Genomic DNA, 15,815 nt, shown 5'->3' with positions numbered 1-15,815 from the left:
TAAAGTTATTACCTTGACGTTAATAAAAATTCACTACATGAAGAAAATCACAACTTTTTTAATAGGACTTACTGCTCCCTTCTATTTTGCCCAACAGGCAGGGGATCTGGTAAGCGCTGAACAGAAACTGGATTTGACCCCGCAGGGAGTTGTCAATTTCATTGCCAATAATCTGGGTGAGCAGAACGCACCGGATTTTGTAAGTTACCTCAATAGTTTCAATGTTGGGTTGAAAGGCTATAAAATAACGTACTACACCAAAAATGAAAACAATGTTCTTGTAAAAGCTACCGGACTTCTGATGTATCCCAATGTAGGATTCAAGCTGTCTACCGTTGTCTCTGATCACGGAACTACCGACAGCAGGCATAATGTTCCTTCCAATTTCAAAGGAGCCCTTACTGCAGGATTTGTTGTGGAGCTTTCTTACGTGCTGAACGGTTATATTTTAATGGCCCCTGACTATGTAGGGATGGGTACTGGTGAAGGAACTCACCCTTATGTAGACTACGCAACAGAAGCCGGAGCCACTATTGATTTCATTACAGCTGCCAATAAAGCTTTGGCACAACTGAATGTAAAGCGTTATGATGAATACTTTCTGGCCGGCTATTCGCAGGGGGCACACGCTGCCATGTCTACACTCAAAAGATTAAGTATTTCCAACCCGGACAATATAAAATTCAGATATGCCTACATGGGTGACGGCCCTTATGATATGTCGGAAACAACTTTAAAGAAAGGGGTATTAGAAAAGGATATCTATCCGTTCAGCTCATTTCTGGCCAATGTTCTTCACAGCTGCAATAATACAGGATATCAAGCCTATACTAATGATATTTCAGAAGTTATTTCTGCCGAGTATCTGGATCGATACAACTATCATGTAGTACAGGACAACGGAGGCCTGCTTTGGGGGCCTGTGATCTGGAGAAAGCTATTCACCACTAATTTTGTGAATGATGTCACCAATAATCCCAACCATAAATTCAGACAATGCCTGAAGCCTAAAGATGTCTACGACTGGTACAATAAAACTCCTATGACGCTTGGGCATTCTACAGTAGACCTGGCCATTCCACCTGAAAATACTTCTAAAACGATTGACGTTCAGCGGGGATACTATCCGTGGTGGGACCTGAACAAATATAAGCTGGATTCTTTTTACTGGGGACCTATAGGCCATGTAGGCGGCATTGTACCGTTTACCCTGGCTTCCAATGCCAAGTTTAATACCCTGAGAAGCGGCGGACTGCTCAATCAGTGGGCTATAGCAGGTTCTATCTTTGGAAAGCAGGTTGCAACAACTCCGACTGAAGAACCCACTCTATCTTCTTCCCAGATCAAACCGGATCTTGGAAATATGCAGCTGCTTGAAATCACTGATTTTAATAAAGAAAAAACAGAAAAAAGATCAGCCGGTGAACGAAGTTTATCGTCTTTGAAAGACGGAGTCTATCTTTTGAAAGTATCGGAAAACAATGAAAATAAAATAATTCCTTACATCAAAGCTACCCCCAAAGAGATTGCAGAAAACGAAATCGTACAATCCGAGAACAATGCGGTTTTAAAGTTAAAAACTGATCAGGAAGAGCTTACTGCAGTCTATATTTTCGACGAAAATAAAAATCTGGTTAAAACGGTTTCCAATGAGCAGTACAGAGAAACCGGAGGCATCAGTCTGCAGGATCTGGAGGGTAAAAACTATACTTTTGAAGTGGCAACCCCATTCTATAATCTCCAATTCAGGAAAGCAATATCAGATCAGATAACAGAAAGTAATACAGATATCTTCACGCAAAACAGACAGATTAAGGTGAAAGCAAATAGTGATATCAGAAATATCAGCATTTACAGCATTTCAGGTGCACTGGTTGTTCAGCAGGAAATCAATAAGCCTGTATTTGAATCATCCAGCCTTGAATCCGGCGTATATGTGGTACAGCTGACCCTTACCAACGGAAAAATTATTCATAAAAAAGTAAAATTATAAAAGACAGAACACTATTTCATTTTCTATAATATCATTTCAAGTTAATTTTTGGCACTTCAGCAATGGAGTGCTTTTTCATTTAATACCAAACGAAAAATCCACCATCATTTTATAAATACAACATACTGATTATAAACCAACAAAATTATTTATGTAAACTTTTAATTTAAAACGTTTCTTTGAATCATGCTTAGAATTTAAAGCCGATACTGAAATAGATCCGTGAGAAATCAAGCTGATTGTTTCTTGAAATATTAAGACTTATTGGCCCTAAAAGAGATTCATATCCCAGATTGACTCCGTAGCCGAACATATCAAAACTGTTATCAAACGGAGAATATTCTTCACTTACTTTACCATAGCTGAATGAAGGGGTAAGATACAGTCTTTTCATGATTCTGTACTGAAATGATATCCCTGCTTTCGCTACAGAGGTCATAGGCAGTTCTTTCTGTCTGAGACCGTTGAATTCCGGGCTTAGCAGGTCATAATTATATTCGCTTCCCCCCAGGTTGTATTTCTGGTTCAGAAAAAGATAAGGAACCCTTTCTTCTTTCTTAGAGCCGAAGCTTGTTCCAAGAAACAAATTAACTTTGGCAGCAAGCCTTCTTGTGACAGGATAGGCAAAGTTTTCATTTAACGTAAAAGCAACCAGATTCTTAGGCTGATAATAATAAGGTTCTTCAGGATTTAATATGGGATAAAGCAATGGCTGTACCGTATTCAGATCATACAGGTCATACCGGTCACCATAATAGAATCTTGTGCTTACCTGCAGATGGTTTCCTTTTGTGAAGAAATATCTTTTATTAAGATTATTCTGTTCGAATTTCAGGAACGTATTAAAATTGCTGTGATTGTAAAGCTTTTTACTGTAGTTGTCTATTTTGGCCTGATCTACCTTATCCAGCAAACTGTACATTCTTTCTGTACTGAATTCCGTACCCAGGGAAATCACAGCATTCGGGCTTATATTATAATTCAGGGCAATTTTACCGGTTATATTACGGTACATATGGTTAGGAAAATTATCACTGCTGCTCTCATTTCCTACATCGTACAGCCTAAAGTTAAGATCATTACTCTTAAGATGGATCATTTTAGCCTCCAGATCCAGCCATAAACGCTCTCCGCTGTCTAAGAACTGCTGATAGGCCAGTCTTGCTTTAAAACGCTCTGAAATGTCAACCGTTGCCAAAAATCTGGACCTGTTCAGAATGATATTCCTGTAGGTATAGTTGACAATAATCCCGACAGACTGTTCAGTATCATAATGCAGGGCAAGCTTAAAGGCCCCTTTCTTAGCTCTTTTCACAAAAATATTCATGGTAAGCGCATCCCCGGTATTGGTATAGGTATAATACACTTTGACGTACTGTCTCATTCCAAAAACCCTGTCTATTGCTTCGTTGACGGTTTTTACATCATAGTACTTCCCTTCCGCAAGTCCCATCTGTTTCTTAATCACTTCAATTTCAGCTTTATCTGCCATGGGCGTCCCGTCTTCTTCGTTGAAAGTGAATTTTGTTGTAGGGAGTTTCACTTCTTCAATCATATTGTGCTCATATTGAATGCCTAACCTGCGCTGTGTCTCTGCCAGAGCTACAAATTCAGGGAGGTGCTTTCTGGCTTCTATCTCGCCGATTTTAATGATCTTCCTGTAACGGGCAAAGTCTTTGGTGGTAATATCCCCTAATGGATCCACAAAATCTACCAGGATGTTCGACAATTCTTTCTGGTGCTTGAAATCTTCCACTGAACGGATGGCATGGGTCTGATAGATCATCTTCATCGGGTTTTCAATTTCTTTTTTGGTAAAAAGCCTGAACCCTGTATACCCTCCGATCACAAAATCAGCTCCCATTTCCCGGACTTCATTGGCCGGATAATTTCTGTCGAGCCCTCCGTCTACAAGTAATTTCCCATCGATATAAACGGGAGCAAAAGCTGCAGGAATGGCCAGTGTTGAACGGATAGCCAGAGGTAGGGATCCCTGTTTCTGCATGATCAGCCCTCCGTTTTCAATATCTGAAGACGTGAGTTCTACAGGAATTCTCAGTTTGCTGAAATCATTGATATGCTTGGCATTAAAAGTAAGGGTATTCAATACTTCGCCCATATACTGCCCTTCAATATAGGAACTGGGAAGGGTTGGAATTCCTTTGACCACAGGAAATTCAAGAATATATTTATCATATTCGTCTTTTTCACTGATATTCACTTTGTTGTAAGGGATCTTATTGCTCAGAATCCTGTTCCAGTCTACTTTATAGATCGTATGCTTCAGCTGGTCAGCATTATAGCCCATAGCGTAAAGGCCTCCCAGAATCCCTCCCATACTGGTTCCGGTAATATAATCTACCTTAATCCCCAGAGAATCGATCATTTTCAGAATACCGATATGGGCAAAACCTTTGGCTCCGCCGCCACTGAGCGCCAGACCGAACCTGGTGTCTTTGGTTACATTCTGAAGAGCAAGATTCAGAGAATCATTCTTTTGCTGAGATTTGATAATAAGAGAGACAACAACAGCTAAAAATATCAGGATTTTTTTCATGAGTACTCCTAAGTTTATTCCTTGTAAACTTTAAAAATGTTAGTAAAGAGTAAAGATACATAAAAAACGTACTGATCGATTTACCGTTTTGCTTTAAGAAATAAACAGAAAATAAAACATTGATTATTAATCGAAAGCGTATAATTATGAATATTAAATATTCTTAATATGCTTTTACCGTCTCCACAAAATTGATATCCGGATTCAGAATTTCAAGGATAAGACTTTTTACAGATTTCATGGCATCATCAATATCTCCCTTATCAAACTGCAGGGAAACCATACCTTTCCTGGCATCGGCAAAACTCCAGATCCCGGTTTCTATCGGAAATCCCCAGAACTCAGGAAGGTGCTGTACTACATAGTGGTAAATACAAAGCTGCAGCGCCTGTTTTCTTTCACTGTTGTGGAAATACCGGTCAACGTTTTCTTCATCAATTTTTACGTTAAGGTTTTTGATCTTTGCCGTTTTATAATCAATGATTCTTAAAGTTCCGTTCAGTTTATCAATTCTGTCTATAAATCCGAAGAAGGAAATTTTATCATTTCCGTCAAGGTAGAATTCCACATTTTCAAACCTTCTTTCAATGTCAATAATCTCCAGCTTATTCCCTTGCTTTATCAGTTCAAGGTCATGGTTGAGAACGTTTTCGATCACCTTTTTAGCAATCGCTTTATGGATGTAATTCATCCCCTTTTCGTAGAACTCAGGCTGATGTTTAAGCTTCTCGATAGCGATGTTTATATATTGATCTATCGCTTTAATTGAATTATTTAAATCACTTTCTTTTAATACCTTACCTTTCAGAACTTCATATACTTCTTGAAGTGAATAATGGACAAGGTTTCCGTAATTCTTCACAGACAATTCCTCTTCGATCTCATCCGTTTCCGAAGTGTTCAGAATCTTTGACAAATAGAAATCTATCGGATTATAAAGATAACTTGTAAGGTGTGAAGCGGATACTTTTTCTTTCCATTTCAGAAGTCGCTCCTGTACAATGTGCGTCTTTGGAATTTCAATAGGTTGGGTTGCAATAGGCTCGGAAGAATTCTCGATGATCAGGTGTTCGATCTGATGGGAACTCTCCATTTCAATCTGGGTAATAAAACGGCTTTTCTCACCGGTATTGACCCCTGAGCTTAATGCATTATAGAGCAAATGCACATTCCGGGCATCCTGGATCAGCCTGTAAAAGTGATAGGCATAAATACTGTCATTTTCCAGGAAAGTATGAAGGTCAAAAAAGCGTCGGATATCAAACGGAATGTAGGTATTCTGGGAATTTCCCAATGGCAGTTTCCCTTCGTTTACAGAAAGCATGATCACGTTCTCAAAATTCAGAAGACGGGTTTCCAGCAGCCCCATGATCTGCAATCCTCTTAAAGGTTCCCCCTGAAAGTCTATACTCTCGGAATTGATATGCTGATTGATCAGAATCTCCAGCGTTTCCATTCTGATCTCGATATTGTACGGCGTCAGCTGGTTTTTGATGATCCTGAAAGCATTCTCAAAATGAGAGACATTCTCGTACTGAATATCGTCTATATCCAGCCATTTTACCTGCTGGCAGAATGAGATCAGCATATCCAGGTAAGCATTGGTACTTACGGCCTTTTCAAGCAGGTTTGCATAAGAAAGTCCGTTCAAAAGTTCCTGTAGAAGCTTTCTTGAAATATAGACAATATTCCGTTCTTCTACTTTCGCCCTGAAATCATTGATGATCTGCTCATCCTCCACCGACTTGGGAAGTTCTTCCAGAATAGGAAAAATATCCCTGTAATAGTAAGATGATTTATTTTTTTCGAGCTGTTTCTGCAGATAAAAGAGTCTTTTCACAGCGTTGGAGAAAGACAGGTTTTTCAACGGAAACCCCATTGTAATATTCAGGTTTTCCACCCCGTGCATTACATCAAGGCTTGCAGGAAGAAGATTTTCATCCAGCAGCACCACAGCAGTATTGGAATAGGTTTTATTGTTGATCTCTTTGAATATTTCCGGCAGTACCTTAGTTTGGGTTACATTTCCGGAAACTTCATATACTTTGATATTCTTAGGTTGGTTAAAGTCATCTTCAATCCACTGGAAAGCTCTGTTATCGTCGAACTCTTTCCACATTTTATGATTTCTGAGGAATTTCCCGGCTTCCTGTCTTTCATCATCAAAATAATAACGGTCTGCCTGAAAGAAACACTGCGCTTTATTCCACTGCAAAAGACTTCTTACAAGCTTTTCCTCAACCGGCGTAAAGGCATTGAAACCACAGAAAACAAACTGCTCGGTAGTATTTTGGGCAAAATCACCGATGCTGGCTTTAGCTGTTTCATGGATCATTCCGGAGGTAGCCCAGTTCTTTTCCTGTAACCGGCTTTTGAGTTCCGGAAGGAAAACGTTCATATTCTGCCAGAAATTAAGGAACTTCTTTCTTGGGACATCATCATCTTCACCAAGGTTCTGAGCCCATTCCTTGATCCTTTCCTCATCAAACATGTACTGCAGAACTGCCTGGTCACTGTCTGAAAATTTCAGAATATCATCCCAGTCTTTCTGCAGGGTTGGAAACCACTTCAGGAAATCCGAAAAATCATCTCTTGGAATAAGGTTCAGACTCCTGTACACATCAAATGAGAAAAGCCATAGTGGAATCCCCTGGATAGGCTGTTTATCTGCAATTTTATTAATCAGTTCCTCTATGGTAAAGAAATTGGGCAGAAATCCCGAATAATTGTTTTCTTCCAGGATCTGTCTGATAAACACAATCGGACGTTTCCCGGGAAGCACAATATTGAACGCAGAAAGGTCTGTATCCTGCGCCAGGAGCTCGTGGATGATCTTATTGAGGAATTTCAAAGGGATTGATAGCTTTTTAAATTGTCTAATTCTTGAGAAATAGCAGCATTATACTCAGCCTGCTTTTCTTTGTCCATCCCATGACGGGTGTCTCTGTCATAAGAAATCTGGAAGTTTTTATAATCGATAGATATTCCGTTGTAAATGGTTTTAAAATATTTATTATAATCTCCTGAAGTACTGATTTTTTCGGCAACAGCCTTTCTGAACTTCCTTACAAACAGCTCAGCAATATCAAAATGCTTCTGCTCATGCAGTAAAATATAATCATTGATCTTTTTTACATCTTTCCAGGATTTATCTTCATTGAATATGGCCTGGATCTTAATGGTAACGGGTGATTTCGGATTGCTGGATTTCACAACGGAGAATTCCCAGCCACAATTGGTATAGGCTGCAACATCCGGATTATTCTTTCTGTTGACAGGACTTTTAAAATTATCCCACACCAGCTTTTGTTCTTCCTGCCACATGATTTTCTGGCTGAATGCCATCTGAACAGAAAACAAACAAAATATAAAAGTCATCTTCATTATTCCACCACAATTGTTTTGGTGATCCAGCTGTTTCCGCCGTTCCAGAATTTAAAGGTATAGGTTCCTTTCTTCTGAGGACTGAAATTGATCTGGTTGGCTCCTACATAATTTCCCTGGGTACAAGGCCCGTTGGTTCTGTATTTATAGGCAGTAACCGTTCTTTCGAGATTATTGTTATAAATATAATCATAGCCATAAAATCCTTCGCATTGAGACGGATAGGTAGAATAGGTTTTTATGCTTTGTATTGCAAAAACATCCATAGTATCGCTTACGATCTTTACACTGTCTATTTTGATCTTATCAACAGATTCAATGGTTTCATAATCATCGTCATTACAGGAGACCAGAAAAAAGCCTGCTGCCAATATCGAAAATCCAAGATTTAAAAACTTTTTCATAACCTTCAATTTTGTGATTATTAATAAATATTCAGCAAAAATTATTCCCCAATCTTATGAAATCAGGAATTGAAATTACCTTTTGATACATAAACTACTTTTTTAGTATCAAAAAACTCTTCATCAAAATAGTGTTTAAGGTTGAATATCTCACATTTAAGTCCGGCAAGTTCTTCTGCAAGGTCTCCGCCTTTTAAATATAAAATTCCGTTATGCTTGGGATTAAACTGTTCTTTTTCAAATTTTCCTTTCAGCCATCTTAAAAACTCCGGCATCTGGGTTACAGCTCTGCTGACTACAAAGTGGAATTTTTCTTTCAGTTTTTCCGCTCTTCCGTGAATAGCCGTTACATTGGTAAGGCCTACCCCTTCTGCTACCGCGTTTACCACACTGATCTTCTTACCGATAGAATCAATTAAGGTAAATTCTGTTTCAGGAAAAAGAATAGCCAGAGGAATTCCCGGAAAACCGCCACCGGTTCCGATATCCAGGACTTTGGTCCCCGGAGCAAATTCCATCACTTTTGCAATTCCAAGAGAATGCAGGATATGCTTTTCATACAGCGATTCCATATCTTTTCTGGAAATTACGTTGATCTTTTCATTCCATTCATTATACAAAGTCTCCAGTTGTGCAAACTGTTTCAACTGTGTTTCTGTAAGATCCGGAAAGTATTTTAATAGTAACGATGTAGACATGTGAATTATTATAGTCTGCAAAAATAAGTTTTTATTGGCTTTATTCAAATTTTCAGGAGAGGTATATCAAAAAACATGAACGATTACGTGCTAATCAGTACTTTTCTCCCGAATTGTTTTTGGATAATATCATTTTAAACTATAGCCTGAAATTAAGCAGATGACAGTATTTCCGATATGTCGAATCGTCAGAAACCTGATAAAAATCTTCAAAAAGTCCCCCTACTTTATTACCCCCACAAAACGTTTTTATTATATATTTGTTAAAATTCAAAAAATACATGGATAAACTTTCAGATAGAGTAAAAAGATTAGGATACTCACAGACTTTTGTAATGTCAAACAAAGCCAGGGAAATGAAAGCCAGCGGAATAGACGTGATCAGCTTAACTCTTGGTGAACCGGATTTTGATGTTCCGGATAATATCAAACAGGCCGCTTTCGATGCCATCAACCAAAACTACAGCCACTACTCTCCTGTTCCCGGATTTCTGGAATTGCGTGAGGCGATTGCCTATAAATTAAAAAGAGATAACAATTTAGAATACAAGCCTACTCAGATCTGTGTTTCCAACGGGGCAAAACAGGCTATTTTAAATGTATTGGCAGCGATCATCAATGACGGGGACGAAGTATTGCTTCCTGCACCTTACTGGGTAAGCTATGATGAAATGGTGAAAATGATGGGCGGAAATTCTGTGATGCTTCCCACTTCCTATGTAACGGATTTTAAAGTAACGGCAGAACAGGTGGAAGAAGCGATCACTGACAAAACCAAAGCCATCCTTTTCAGCTCTCCATGTAACCCATCCGGAGGATATTACACTTATGATGAATTGAAGTCTATTGCCAAAGTAATAGCGAAATATCCGAATGTAACGGTTATTTCGGATGAGATCTATGAATTCATCAATTATGAAACAAAGACTACTTCTATTGCCCAGTTCCCGGAGGTATATGAGCAGACCGCAGTAATCAACGGAATGTCAAAAGCCTTTGCTATGACAGGCTGGAGAATCGGGTACTCCGCATGTCCTGAATGGCTGGCTAAAGCTTGTGAGAAAGTTCAGGGGCAGATGACCAGCGGAGCCAACACTATGGCTCAGAGAGCATCCATCACAGCATTAAAAACAGATCCGTCCGAATACAGATACATGATCGACGCCTTTAAAAAGAGAAGAGACCTGGTATATGAGCTGATCAAAGAAATTCCAGGGTTCAAGGTATTACTTCCAAAAGCCGCCTTCTACTTCTTCCCGGATATTTCTCACTATATCGGTAAAACATTGAACGGAACTGAAATCAAAAATTCAGATGACTTTGCCATGTTCCTTCTTGAAAATGCCCATGTGGGATGCGTGGGCGGTTATTCTTTCGGAAGCCCTGAATGTATCAGGTTTTCCTATGCCGCTTCTGAAGAAGATCTTAGAGAGGCTATGAAAAGAATCAAAGAAACCCTTGAAAAATACAGTTAAGGATCATACGGTACGCAAACAGTCTTAAAGATTAAAAAACAAATTCTTCAAGTCAAAGTAAATGAGACAAATATGAAGAAACTGAATGGAGTAAAAACCCAATTCAGCAGAAAATATTCTGATGTTGAAATAAGCAAAAGCCCTGGTTTCAGGGCTTTTTCATGTAACCGCTATCAAAAACAATTATAGATTTTATTTATCAAAATTCATTTGTTCGATAGATAAATCTTTTCTATATTTGCATAAGAAATTTAAATATAAAAACAGAAAATTATGTCTTTAGTAGGAAAAAAATTCCCAAACTTAACAATTGATGCAATGTCTGAAATGGGTGACGATCTAAGAATCAACATCCTTGACGAAGCAGTAAACAACCAACAAAAAGTTCTTTTATTCTGGTACCCTAAAGATTTCACTTTTGTATGCCCTACTGAGCTTCACGCTTTCCAGGAGGCTTTAGGTGAGTTCGAAAAAAGAAACACTAAAGTAATCGGTGCATCTTGTGATACCAATGAAGTACACTTCGCATGGCTGAACACACCAAAAGATAACGGAGGTATTGAAGGAGTAACTTACCCGCTTTTGGCTGATACACACAGACAACTGGCTAACACATTAGGAATCGTAGATCAGGATTTCGAATACAATGAAGAAGGAGAAGAAGTTTTCACAGGTTCTAACGTAACGTACAGAGCAACTTACCTTATCGACGAAACAGGAAAAATTTTCCACGAAGCGGTAAACGATATGCCTCTTGGAAGAAACGTAAAAGAATTCTTAAGATTAATCGACGCTTACACACACGTTCAGAAACACGGTGAAGTATGCCCTGCAAACTGGGAAGAAGGAAAAGACGCTATGAAAGCTGACAGAACTTCTACTGCAGAATACCTAGCTAAGAACTAATATATTCTAAAAATATGAAAATGAGATAAACTGAAATGAATTTCATGATGCTGTAAGCTTATCTCATTTTCTATTATTCCAATACCCTTATTCTTTACTTTATTCAGGTGAAATTTTACGTTCACCTAAGAATAGCTATTACCAATTATTTAACCAACACACAACTATTATGTACACAGAATTAACCGAAGATACATTACAGAATATAGTCAATGACAACGAAAAAGTAGTCGTTCAATATGGAGCAACATGGTGCGGAAACTGCAGAATCATGAAGCCTAAATTCAAAAAACTGGCTTCTGAAAATGAGAGCATTCCATTTTTATATGTTGACGCAGAAAAACTTCCTGAAAGCAGAAAATTAGCTAAAGTAGACAACCTTCCTACTTTCGCAATCTTCAAAAACGGTGAATTGGTGAACCAGGTTCAATCTAACCAGGCAGAAAGTTTAATTAACCTTTTTAACGAATTACAATAATGAAATTACCGATCATAAGACAATTCTATCAAAACCAGACTCCTGAAAACCTTGAAAAGACACTGGAAGTTTTGGAAAGCTTCTGTGAATTCAGAGGAACCAGCGAAGAAGATCTGAATGTAGCAGGAGAACTTATTACCAATATTTGCGGTGCTTTGGAAGTTCATGGCAATGTCCGCAACGGAATGAGCGAAAAGGATGCCTTAAACTCATTCGCTCAAAAGGTATTAGGATCAATTGATAAATAATTAAATTATACTCTATATAATTTGTTAAAATTAGCTCTATATTTGTTAAAACTTATATAGAGTTTTTTTATTAATCACAAAAAGCAAATTATTTATGAAAAAAAAACAACTCGCCATCTGCATGGCTACATTATGCTTCGTGGCCGTACAGGCGCAAGTAGGCATCAACACCACAACTCCTCACGCTAATGCAGTACTACAGTTAAAAACCGGCAGCGGCGCTACAGCAACTGCAAAAACATTCATGCTCCCTCAGCTTCCCGATCAGAAAAACGGCGGCATCACACCGGCATCAAATGCATCCAACATTACTCCAACCAATCAGCTTGACAACGGCATGATGTATTACAATACAGATTCCGGATGTATTGATTACTGGATTGCCTCCAAAGGTAAATGGGGATCCCTCTGCTCTACACCGCCACCCAATCCTGCAGTTACCAAGATCACCAACGATCAGGATACTTATCTTTACGTCTTCAACTCGCTGGCCGGAACTAAAACTCCTCCTTCCATCAACCTGTTAGCAGATATTACTGCTGCCGGAGGTATGGTGATCAATACTTCAGATGCAACCCAGCAAACCAACGGAATCAATTATACTTACAGCGGACAGGTATATGCCGGAAACAATCAGGCTATTCCCCTGGTAACTGCCCAGGGATACCCTCAGACCACTGGTGTTTTCCAGTATAAAGCGGTCTATGATTCAAACGGAGATGGCATCCCGGATACCGTTGTAGCCAACCAGGCCGGTAATCCATATACCTTTATTGTGAAGTATCAGGATGTCATTACAGGATTATCGAAAGTAACGACTGCTCCAGTGAACACTCCTCCTTTCACCAATCCAAGCTCTGTCACTACACTGAATGATCTTACCATTCCCGTAGCAGCAGGCCAGAAACTGGATGCAACATACACCATCAACGTTAACAATACTAATAATTTATTCGCTGCCGGTTTTGCTTTACCGGCAATCACTGACGCAACGGCGGTTCCTTCAAGTGCATTCTCCCTTACCGGATCCTATACCAATAAAAACAGTACCGGAGGGACAATCAATTCAGGAACTCTTGATAATAATACGAACAGAGACAGAAATCCCGTACAGGGAAGAGGGATAGACCTTACCACCTCCGGTCTTAAACAAACCATTACGGTGACTGTGTCTTACACTAATAAAACAACATCAACAGTGAACTTCTCTATAGCGCTGACACAGGATATCAATTATAATGATGCCTCTCAGTCACTTTCCGTACCCTCCGCATCCGTTACCTATACGACAACAATGCCAGGCGTAATATAAACACAGGACAAGTATAAAACAAAAAATCCTGATAGTACTATCAGGATTTTTTTATGTGTTTAAGATTAGAAGATTAACTTCTTCTGCTCATCAAAATATTCAGGATATACCAGAACAACAGCATAATAGAAGCAAAAAGCTGTAATGCAGCTCCTACGTACTGATGGGTTCCATATGAATCTTTCAGTTTACTTGTCTGGTATAAGATCGTCGCAGAAGCCAGTATAACCATTCCTACAGAGAACCACAATCCAAGATTAAAACCGAAGATCATTCCGCCAACAATCAGGCCGATAGAAATAAAACCTCCGATGATGATGATATTTCTTAAAAAAGAAAAATCCCGTTTAGAAGTAAATGCTACCGCTGAAATACCGGCAAACATAGCAATGGTCAAAGTGGCAGCCTGGAAAATTACATTAGCCCCTCCTGCCATATTCGTAGCAATAAAAAGCAACGGCATAAAAATAACCGCTTCAAGCAGAATATAAAACCCTAACCCAAGGTACTGAGTGGATTTACTTTGCGAAAGAGACCATTTGGAAGCCAGAATAGAAGCTAACCAGAATACACCGATGATCAAAAGCCAGGTAAGCCTTCCCTGAAACATCATTGCAATAACTTCTACAGGCACAGTCTTCAACAAAACTGTTTCCACTCCAATAAATGCAAGAATAGACAAAGCAACATGCAAATAGGTCTTCTTGTAAAAATCCGCTTTTTCCACTTCTGTAGAATGAGCGACTAAAACATCTGTCATCATAGTTAATATTTTTTTTAATTTAATTCGAAATTAATTTTCATTTTTCACTCTTAGCCGGTAATACGCCAAGAATTTTTCCATCATCATCAAAAACAGCACTGATCGCTTCTTTTGAAGACTTATCTCCGGCATATTTATATTTGATATTAGGATGACTGATGCCATCCATGGTTACATAATATCCCACTTTCAGTATTTCAAGTTTTTTACTGTAATCAATACCGTCTTTTACTTTTTTAAGAACATCGTCTGTAACAATCTCTTTTACTTTATCAGAAAGTAGTCCGTCCATTGTTTTACGGTCGGAAGACTGCAGTGCATTGATAAATGCAAGGAAATTATCATTATAAGTATTTACCTTTTCTTTGCTTATAGTGGCAGGCTGTTCTTTTTTCTGATTGTTCTCAACCTTAAGGTCAACAACTTTCTGTGCAAACATCAGCTGTCCGCCTATAAGCGCAAGGCCCAGAAATAATTTTTTCATATGATTCATTTTGTTATTAGGTGAAATAGGTGATGGAAGATACGAAAATCAGACCAATTCCAAAAACTTCATGGTATCCACATTATCGGCATAGGTATCAAGCCCGGGATTCTGTGCTTCACCAAATGAAACTGAATTCAGCCCAAGTTCATCCTTTGCCACTACACACTGAATATTTTCTTCATTTTCAGCAATAAAATCTTTCACCTCCTCCAAAAACTTATACCGGCTGAAATTGATCACGGAAAGCGGGCTGAACAGCTTATCATCTTCCTTCAGCATCACAAAATTATTATCCCAGAATTTATCCTGATTCAACAGGTAAACCGCTCTGTTATAATCATAATTGTTAGCATACTTATTATGATTGATGATATCCTGGAAGCCCAAAAAGTTTTCAAAAAGCCTGTCGATCACGAAATCTTCCGGAATAAAAATTCTGGTTACATTTCTGCATCCCAGCCCGAAATACTGGAAAATATCTTTTGCCAGAAGCTGAAGCTCTTGATCCGTTTCATCTCCTTTTAAAACAGCAATTGAAGTCCTGTTTTTACGGATGATACTTAAATGGTTTTTAAAATAATATTCCAGATATCTTGCTGTATTATTACTTCCTGTAGCAATCACTGCATCAAAATTCTCCAGCCTCTCTACAAACTCAAACCGGACCTGATCATCAGAGAATTCTTTCCATTTTTTTAACAGAAACGGAATCAGGTATTTGTCTTTTGAAGACAGTTTGATCACAGGAATATGATTGCTCAGCACTACTGAAATCACATCATGAAAACCCACCAGAGGAATATTTCCGGCAAGAATAAGTCCCACTCTCTTCGAAATCCTTGAGACTGAATATTTTTTAAGCCAGTTTTTGATCTGCTCTTCCGTAAGAAGATCTGCCCATTGCTGTAAAGCAAATTTCTGATTATCAACCGTAAACCACGGATTCTCTATTTCAGATCTTTTTAACAATAATTCAATATTTGCATCATCTTCATTGTAATCTTCTGTTTTCTTAGCTAAAAACGCTTTTATATAATCACTTAATTTAATAAGTCCTAAAACTTGATTTTCGGTATTCATAATTACTTTAAAATTGGGGAATATTTTGTA

14 protein-coding genes are annotated in these 15,815 nt (G+C 38.5%); 6 read left to right on the top strand and 8 right to left on the bottom strand.

Translation table 11 applies throughout. The features are described from left to right. The first annotated feature begins 37 nt into the window (after window positions 1-37). Window positions 38-1,993, top strand: a complete 1,956-nt coding sequence (locus BBI00_RS04075) for a T9SS type A sorting domain-containing protein (RefSeq protein ID WP_065397570.1) — start codon at window positions 38-40, stop codon at window positions 1,991-1,993. A gap of 190 nt (window positions 1,994-2,183) precedes the next feature. Here BBI00_RS04075 and BBI00_RS04070 read toward each other — a convergent pair whose 3' ends face one another. The 5 genes from BBI00_RS04070 to rsmG all read right to left on the bottom strand — a co-directional run bounded on the left by BBI00_RS04070 (window position 2,184) and on the right by rsmG (window position 9,036). Continuing rightward, a complete protein-coding gene (locus tag BBI00_RS04070) occupies window positions 2,184-4,550 on the bottom strand; it encodes a patatin-like phospholipase family protein (RefSeq protein WP_065397569.1) in 2,367 nt (788 codons plus the stop codon). Between the two features lie 163 nt (window positions 4,551-4,713). Continuing rightward, entirely contained in the window at window positions 4,714-7,401 is a 2,688-nt protein-coding gene (locus BBI00_RS04065; RefSeq protein WP_065397568.1) for a PD-(D/E)XK nuclease family protein, read from the bottom strand. After that, on the bottom strand, window positions 7,398-7,934 hold the full coding sequence (locus tag BBI00_RS04060) for a DUF922 domain-containing protein (RefSeq protein ID WP_065397567.1): 537 nt from the start codon (window positions 7,932-7,934) through the stop codon (window positions 7,398-7,400). Before BBI00_RS04060 ends, BBI00_RS04065 begins: the two co-directional genes overlap by 4 nt. Continuing rightward, window positions 7,934-8,338, bottom strand: a complete 405-nt coding sequence (locus BBI00_RS04055) for a hypothetical protein (protein ID WP_065397566.1) — start codon at window positions 8,336-8,338, stop codon at window positions 7,934-7,936. The genes BBI00_RS04060 and BBI00_RS04055 overlap by 1 nt, the downstream gene beginning before the upstream one ends. 62 nt (window positions 8,339-8,400) lie before the next feature. Continuing rightward, window positions 8,401-9,036, bottom strand: a complete 636-nt coding sequence (gene rsmG, locus BBI00_RS04050) for a 16S rRNA (guanine(527)-N(7))-methyltransferase RsmG (protein WP_065397565.1) — start codon at window positions 9,034-9,036, stop codon at window positions 8,401-8,403. 281 nt (window positions 9,037-9,317) lie between these two features. Between rsmG and BBI00_RS04045 the strand changes: the two genes are divergently transcribed. From BBI00_RS04045 to BBI00_RS04025, 5 genes are all read left to right on the top strand, one after another. Then, window positions 9,318-10,511, top strand: coding sequence for a pyridoxal phosphate-dependent aminotransferase (locus tag BBI00_RS04045; protein ID WP_065397564.1), 1,194 nt, complete (start codon window positions 9,318-9,320; stop codon window positions 10,509-10,511). Window positions 10,512-10,784: 273 nt separating this feature from the next. After that, on the top strand, window positions 10,785-11,417 hold the full coding sequence (locus BBI00_RS04040) for a peroxiredoxin (protein ID WP_047098363.1): 633 nt from the start codon (window positions 10,785-10,787) through the stop codon (window positions 11,415-11,417). Window positions 11,418-11,586: 169 nt separating this feature from the next. Then, window positions 11,587-11,895, top strand: a complete 309-nt coding sequence (locus BBI00_RS04035; RefSeq protein WP_065397563.1) for a thioredoxin family protein — start codon at window positions 11,587-11,589, stop codon at window positions 11,893-11,895. Continuing rightward, window positions 11,895-12,143, top strand: coding sequence for a DUF6952 family protein (locus BBI00_RS04030; protein ID WP_065397562.1), 249 nt, complete (start codon window positions 11,895-11,897; stop codon window positions 12,141-12,143). The genes BBI00_RS04035 and BBI00_RS04030 overlap by 1 nt, the downstream gene beginning before the upstream one ends. Before the next feature lie 94 nt (window positions 12,144-12,237). Continuing rightward, window positions 12,238-13,455: a hypothetical protein gene (locus BBI00_RS04025; RefSeq protein ID WP_065397561.1), complete on the top strand. Its 1,218-nt coding sequence runs from the start codon at window positions 12,238-12,240 to the stop codon at window positions 13,453-13,455. A gap of 73 nt (window positions 13,456-13,528) precedes the next feature. Here BBI00_RS04025 and BBI00_RS04020 read toward each other — a convergent pair whose 3' ends face one another. The 3 genes from BBI00_RS04020 to BBI00_RS04010 are packed head-to-tail and all read right to left on the bottom strand — an operon-like array spanning window position 13,529 to window position 15,785. Continuing rightward, complete coding sequence (locus tag BBI00_RS04020; RefSeq protein ID WP_065397560.1) at window positions 13,529-14,218, bottom strand: Bax inhibitor-1/YccA family protein; 690 nt, start codon at window positions 14,216-14,218, stop codon at window positions 13,529-13,531. A gap of 37 nt (window positions 14,219-14,255) precedes the next feature. Next, window positions 14,256-14,702: a peptidylprolyl isomerase gene (locus BBI00_RS04015; protein ID WP_228394711.1), complete on the bottom strand. Its 447-nt coding sequence runs from the start codon at window positions 14,700-14,702 to the stop codon at window positions 14,256-14,258. Window positions 14,703-14,750: 48 nt separating this feature from the next. After that, window positions 14,751-15,785 (bottom strand): acyl-CoA reductase, encoded by a 1,035-nt coding sequence (locus BBI00_RS04010; RefSeq protein ID WP_065397558.1) that lies wholly within the window; start codon window positions 15,783-15,785, stop codon window positions 14,751-14,753. Window positions 15,786-15,815 lie beyond the last annotated feature (30 nt).

This window comes from Chryseobacterium arthrosphaerae, from assembly GCF_001684965.1.
In the GTDB taxonomy this organism is placed as follows: domain Bacteria; phylum Bacteroidota; class Bacteroidia; order Flavobacteriales; family Weeksellaceae; genus Chryseobacterium; species Chryseobacterium arthrosphaerae.
Note: the sequence above shows the minus strand (reverse complement) of the source record. Positions and strands in the feature narration are given on the sequence as shown.

What these genes read in the sequence shown, in the direction of transcription:
- BBI00_RS04015 (WP_228394711.1), bottom strand. Translation starts at nt 14,702, where the DNA reads ATGAAAAAATTATTTCTGGGCCTTGCGCTTATAGGCGGACAGCTGATG.
- BBI00_RS04070 (WP_065397569.1), bottom strand. Translation starts at nt 4,550, where the DNA reads ATGAAAAAAATCCTGATATTTTTAGCTGTTGTTGTCTCTCTTATTATC.
- BBI00_RS04035 (WP_065397563.1), top strand. Translation starts at nt 11,587, where the DNA reads ATGTACACAGAATTAACCGAAGATACATTACAGAATATAGTCAATGAC.
- BBI00_RS04040 (WP_047098363.1), top strand. Translation starts at nt 10,785, where the DNA reads ATGTCTTTAGTAGGAAAAAAATTCCCAAACTTAACAATTGATGCAATG.
- BBI00_RS04010 (WP_065397558.1), bottom strand. Translation starts at nt 15,785, where the DNA reads ATGAATACCGAAAATCAAGTTTTAGGACTTATTAAATTAAGTGATTAT.
- BBI00_RS04055 (WP_065397566.1), bottom strand. Translation starts at nt 8,338, where the DNA reads ATGAAAAAGTTTTTAAATCTTGGATTTTCGATATTGGCAGCAGGCTTT.
- BBI00_RS04020 (WP_065397560.1), bottom strand. Translation starts at nt 14,218, where the DNA reads ATGATGACAGATGTTTTAGTCGCTCATTCTACAGAAGTGGAAAAAGCG.
- BBI00_RS04075 (WP_065397570.1), top strand. Translation starts at nt 38, where the DNA reads ATGAAGAAAATCACAACTTTTTTAATAGGACTTACTGCTCCCTTCTAT.
- BBI00_RS04030 (WP_065397562.1), top strand. Translation starts at nt 11,895, where the DNA reads ATGAAATTACCGATCATAAGACAATTCTATCAAAACCAGACTCCTGAA.
- rsmG (WP_065397565.1), bottom strand. Translation starts at nt 9,036, where the DNA reads ATGTCTACATCGTTACTATTAAAATACTTTCCGGATCTTACAGAAACA.
- BBI00_RS04025 (WP_065397561.1), top strand. Translation starts at nt 12,238, where the DNA reads ATGAAAAAAAAACAACTCGCCATCTGCATGGCTACATTATGCTTCGTG.
- BBI00_RS04060 (WP_065397567.1), bottom strand. Translation starts at nt 7,934, where the DNA reads ATGAAGATGACTTTTATATTTTGTTTGTTTTCTGTTCAGATGGCATTC.
- BBI00_RS04045 (WP_065397564.1), top strand. Translation starts at nt 9,318, where the DNA reads ATGGATAAACTTTCAGATAGAGTAAAAAGATTAGGATACTCACAGACT.